Genomic DNA, 5,627 nt, shown 5'->3' with positions numbered 1-5,627 from the left:
AACAAGATAACTATATTTATGAGAGTTTAAATTATTAATTAAATGGAGGGATTAAAGTATGGATATTTGGCAAGTAATAGCCATAGGATTTGTGATTATTATTTTAATAATTCTTGCATCCTGTATCAAAATCGTACCACAGGCACAAGCGTTTGTTGTAGAAAGATTAGGTGGTTACCAAGCAACTTGGAATGTAGGTGTTCATGTTAAAGTGCCATTTATTGATCGTGTTGCTAGAAGAGTAGTTTTAAAGGAACAAGTTGTTGATTTTGCACCACAACCTGTAATTACGAAGGATAATGTAACAATGCGAATTGATACGGTTGTATTCTTCCAGATTACAGATCCTAAATTATTTGCGTACGGTGTTGAGAATCCAATTATGGCAATTGAGAACTTAACAGCTACTACATTAAGAAATATTATTGGTGATTTGGAACTTGACCAAACACTTACATCAAGGGAAATTATTAATACTAAGATGCGTGTATCACTAGATACAGCAACGGATCCATGGGGAATTAAAGTTAATCGTGTAGAACTTAAAAACATTATTCCGCCAGCAGCTATTCAAGATGCAATGGAGAAACAGATGAAAGCGGAACGTGAGCGAAGAGAAGCAATCCTTAGAGCAGAAGGTGAGAAAAAATCTACAATACTTGTGGCAGAAGGTAAGAAAGAATCCGCTATTCTTGAGGCAGAGGGTGAAAAAGAATCTGCTATTCTTCGTGCAGAGGCCAAGAAGGAAGCTACAATTCGTGAAGCAGAAGGTCAAGCACAAGCAATTCTTGCAATACAACAAGCTAATGCAGATGGTATTCGTTTCTTGAATGAGTCACAACCAGGTAATGCTGTACTTCAATTAAAGAGTTTAGAAGCATTTGCAAAGGCTGCGGATGGTAAAGCAACCAAGATTATTATTCCTTCAGAAATTCAAGGAATTGCAGGTCTTGTGAAAAGTGTTGCTGAGATAGGAAAAGATAGCTAAGAGTAACAATAGGTTTACGAGTAAGGATAATATAGTTAAATAAACGAAGGTAAGGCTTTTAACAGATTATGTTAAAAGCCTTACCTTTTTCTTTGTATTGTGTTTAACGAAGTTGTAAATGGGAACAATGATGGAATGAACCCCTTTGGTAATAAAAATAGTTCTCGAAATCAGCTATCCTTTGTGGTATAATAATTTTGAATATTTTATTGGGAGGTGAATCAATGCTTGACAATAATAAAATAAAGTTAATGACAAAGCTTGCAATATATGAGAAAAATGAAGGAAAAGAAGATATTAATTTAAGTAAATATTATAAGATGGATTTTCTTCGATACCAAATAATTAAGTCAATAGTAAGTGTAACAATTTCTTACTTGTTGATAGTATTAATGGTAGCTTTCTATAAATCAGAGTATCTTATTCAAGAGGCTGTCAAACTAAATTATAAAGTAATTGGTTTACAAGTATTAGGAATATACTTGATACTTCTTACTATTTATGTCTTTGGTTCTATTGTTGGGTATTCGTTCAAATTTGATTCATCAAAAAAGAGACTTTTTAAATATAGAAAAAATCTTAAAAAACTTCGTCAATTTTATCATGACGAAGAGAATGAACTGAAATAGGGAGAGTATAATATATGATGAGTTTACTCGTTTTGAAAGAAAGACTAATTACGATATACCAAAAGATAGAGGTTTATGCAAAACCAGTCATCAGATTTTTTATGGCACTTATTGTACTTATGGTAATTAATAACTCGTATGGCTATGACCCTCGTTTTAAAAGTGTACCAGTTGTGCTATTATTATCACTATTTTGTGCTTTTTTACCTACACCTATAATGGTTATAATTGCAGCGATGGTATCTTTTTTTCATTTTTATTTTGTATCAAAGATATTATCTATATTAGTTATACTTGTATTCATAATACTATATTTACTTTTTGCTAGATTTACACCAAAACACGGATATGTTTTAGTATTGATGCCAATATGCTTTATGCTAAAAATACCATATGTATTGCCGATTTTATTAGGTGTAATATCAACGCCTATCGCAATTATACCTGTTACGAGTGGTGTATTACTTTACTTTTTTATTGCTGTTGTTAAGCAAGCTGCACAAATTACAGTTAGTATGAGTGTTGAAGATACGTTACAAGTGTATACTTATGTTATCGATAATCTGAAATCAAATAAAGAAATGATATTAACAATGGCAATTTTCGCTATTGTTATAGTGATTACTTATATAATTCGCACAAGAAAGATAGACCATGCCTTTGATATTGCAATTGGTTCTGGCGTTGTTGTGAATATATTAATATTCTTAATTGGAGATTTACAGTTAGACATTCAAGATAAGATTTTATCTTTAGTTGTAGGTTCACTTATCTCGGGTGTTATTGTTTACATTATACAGTTTTTCCGTTTGACATTAGATTATACAGCGGTAGAATATGTGCAATTTCAAGATGATGATTATTATTACTATGTCAAAGCAGTACCTAAGATTAAGATTACGGTACCTCAAAAGAATGTTACTAAAATTAACGAGAAAAAAGTATCATCAGATAGAGTTAATATCAAAGAAGCTGTTAAGGATGAGATATCTGATTATTACGACTATAAATATGATGAATCTAACTTCGATGATTATGATGATTTATTAGATGAAGATCCGAAGAGATAACATATAGATTATTTATTAAAATTTGAGGCAAGGGTGCGAAGTGAATGGAGACAATCAAGAGTTTTGTTAATGATTATTTGGTATGGTTATCAATTCCAAATTTAACACTAACCGATATTATAGAAATACTGATATTGGCTTTTTTAATCTACCATATTGTTAATTGGATAAAAAGCACTAGAGCATGGATGTTAGTAAAGGGGATTATCGTACTTTGCATATTTAGTCTTATTGCCTATATTATGAACTTTAATGTAATTCTTTGGATTATATCAAAGACAATTAATGTTGGTATTATTGCAGTTATTATAGTATTCCAGCCAGAACTTAGAAAAGCATTAGAACAGTTAGGTAGAAAGAATATTGTATCATCCTTTATTCCTTTCGATGATCAAAAAGAGAAGAATGAGCGTTTCTCCGATAAGACTATATCAGATATCGTCAGAGCTACTTTTGAGTTAGCGAAGACTAAGACTGGTGCGCTTATGGTTATAGAACAAAACATCATATTAAGTGAATATGAAAGAACTGGAATTAATATTGATTCAGCTATGAGTAGTCAATTATTAATTAATATCTTTGAACATAATACACCACTTCATGATGGAGCAGTTATAATACGAGGAAATCGTATTGTAGCAGCAACTTGTTATCTACCGTTATCAGATAATATGGAATTAAGCAAAGACTTAGGTACAAGACATAGAGCTGGAGTGGGTATTAGTGAAGTATCCGATAGTTTAACAATTATTGTTTCTGAAGAAACAGGAAAAGTATCTATCGCAATTGGTGGTGTTTTAATCCGCAATGTAGATGGGGATTATTTGAAAAATAAGTTACTGTCATTTCAAAAGAAATCGGCGGAAACGAAAAAATTAAAATTATGGAGGGGAAGACTAAAGAATGAAAAAAAAATGGACTAAAAATTTAGGACTAAAAATTTTATCTTTGGGTCTTGCCGCACTTATATGGTTTATTATCGTAAATATAGATGATCCTGCAATTACAAGAACATTTCGTTTGTCTGTTGAGAAGCGAAATGAAAATGTAATCTCAGAGCAAGGAATGTGTTACGAGGTATTAGAAGGCGATGCTGTTACGATTACAGTTAAAGGTAAGAGAAGTGTTGTAGAGAATTTGACAACATCGGATTTTAGTGCATATGCTGACCTATCTAAACTATCAAGATGGAATGCTGTTCCAATTAAAGTAGAGCTAACAAAGTACCTAACAGATGCTGATACACCAAGTATAACAATTGGTTCAGTAGATACTTTAATTGTTTCTCTTGAAGAAGCAGAGACAAAGCAATTCAAAGTAACTGTTGTCAAAAAGGGAACAGTTGAAGATGGATATTGTATCGGTGAGATTAAAACGAAACCGAATATAATTCAAGTTACTGGTGCAAAGTCACAGATTAGTAAGATTGATCAAGTTCGGGTTGATATTGATGTATCTAATGTCTCTGAGAATTTTACGGTAACTGGTGTACCAAAAGTTTATGACGCTGATGGAAAAGAAATCAATTCATCTAAGATGACCTTTAGTACAAGAGAGGTCAAAGTTGTTGGTACTTTATTGAATACTAAAATAGTGCCAGTTGATATTGAAATACAAGGAAATCCATTACATGGATACAAATATATTAGTACGGAATATGAGCCAAAGAGTGTGACAATTGCTGGAGATAAGAAAGTACTAAATGAAGTTAGCAAAATTGTAATTCCAATTGATATATCAGGTCAATATGCAGATATTGAAACAGAGATTAACTTAGAGAATTATATACCAGATGGTGTAATTCTAGAGGAAGAGAGTCTTTCTGTAATGGTGAATATAGTCATTGAAAAGTTACAGATTAAAGATTTTACTTTTGATGTGAAAGATATCCAATTTAAGAATTTGAATGATAAACTGAAATTTAGCTATACAAGTGATTTAGTATCAAATAAATTAGTAGTTAAGATAATGGGAAGAGAAGAAGATATTAATAATCTTGAGATATCTGATTTGAATCCATATATTGATTTACAAGATAAGAATAAAGAGGGTAGTTATGTGATAGAAGTTCAATTTGGACCTGTTGAAGGAATTGATATCTTGAATAAGCCTACCGTATCTATTGATTTAACGGCAGATACAAATACAGAGGATACGGAGAATAATCAGGGTGGAAGCGCAGATACAAAACCAGAAACCGATGATGAAAACAATGATACAGAAACCCCTGACAATGCAGATAATAAAGAAGACAATAATAATACTACTACTAATAATACTACTAATAATAATAATGCTAATCCAGATGTTGAAGATAACAATGATTAGTGAACTGCGCCAATAAGATAACGTAAGGAGGCACTATGGTAAGTCAAAAGATGGTAGTACAAAGTATATATGGACTACATTTGCGACCAGCTAGCTTGCTATGTCAAGAAGCTTTAAAGTATTCTTGCCATATTACTCTAATGACAGAAACAAAATCAGTAAATGCGAAAAGTGTATTAGGAGTACTAGGTGCTTGTGTAAGAACTGGTATGGAGATTGAGATACAATGTGATGGAGTAGATGAAGAAGAAGCTTTACAAGCGATAGTTAACTTACTCGAATCAATATTTAAAGAAAATCAAGAAGAGTAGAAGACTTGACAAAAACCAAATATAGTATATACTAAGTCGCCCGTCTAAACGATGGGCGATTTATTTTTTGATAATGTTCTATAGGATTTGGAAATATCTTTTTACTGGTGCTTTAAAATATTTGTTGATAAAGTAAAGTGCTAATGATATAATGTAAAACAAAACTATTCATAGATAAATTTGGATAGTTCATGGAACAAGATTATGACAAAGAAGTCAATCTTTACCGTTCTTTGTCATGAGTCGATGATGCCAATTAAAAGGAAACTTAAATTGGTACCATCGATTTACTATATATAGA

Annotated in this window: 6 protein-coding genes; all 6 read left to right on the top strand. The window is 31.6% G+C overall.

Going from position 1 to position 5,627, the window contains the following annotated elements:
• The first annotated feature begins 58 nt into the window (after nucleotides 1-58).
• The 6 genes from ACW2QF_RS15680 (at nucleotide 59) to ACW2QF_RS15655 (ending at nucleotide 5,326) form a co-directional block, all read left to right on the top strand.
• Nucleotides 59-988, top strand: a complete 930-nt coding sequence (locus ACW2QF_RS15680) for an SPFH domain-containing protein (RefSeq protein WP_455716950.1) — start codon at nucleotides 59-61, stop codon at nucleotides 986-988.
• Between the two features lie 224 nt (nucleotides 989-1,212).
• Nucleotides 1,213-1,617: a hypothetical protein gene (locus ACW2QF_RS15675; RefSeq protein ID WP_455716949.1), complete on the top strand. Its 405-nt coding sequence runs from the start codon at nucleotides 1,213-1,215 to the stop codon at nucleotides 1,615-1,617.
• 14 nt (nucleotides 1,618-1,631) lie between these two features.
• A complete protein-coding gene (locus ACW2QF_RS15670) occupies nucleotides 1,632-2,687 on the top strand; it encodes a hypothetical protein (protein WP_455716948.1) in 1,056 nt (351 codons plus the stop codon).
• A gap of 44 nt (nucleotides 2,688-2,731) precedes the next feature.
• Entirely contained in the window at nucleotides 2,732-3,610 is an 879-nt protein-coding gene (cdaA, locus tag ACW2QF_RS15665) for a diadenylate cyclase CdaA (protein WP_455716947.1), read from the top strand.
• Nucleotides 3,591-5,015: a CdaR family protein gene (locus ACW2QF_RS15660; protein WP_455716946.1), complete on the top strand. Its 1,425-nt coding sequence runs from the start codon at nucleotides 3,591-3,593 to the stop codon at nucleotides 5,013-5,015. Before cdaA ends, ACW2QF_RS15660 begins: the two co-directional genes overlap by 20 nt.
• Nucleotides 5,016-5,050: 35 nt before the next feature.
• A complete protein-coding gene (locus tag ACW2QF_RS15655) occupies nucleotides 5,051-5,326 on the top strand; it encodes an HPr family phosphocarrier protein (RefSeq protein ID WP_455716945.1) in 276 nt (91 codons plus the stop codon).
• Nucleotides 5,327-5,627 lie beyond the last annotated feature (301 nt).

The sequence above is a fragment of the Anaerosporobacter sp. genome (assembly GCF_965301125.1).
The sequence above is the reverse complement of the archived record's forward strand: the minus strand, read 5'-3'. Positions and strand labels throughout refer to the sequence as shown.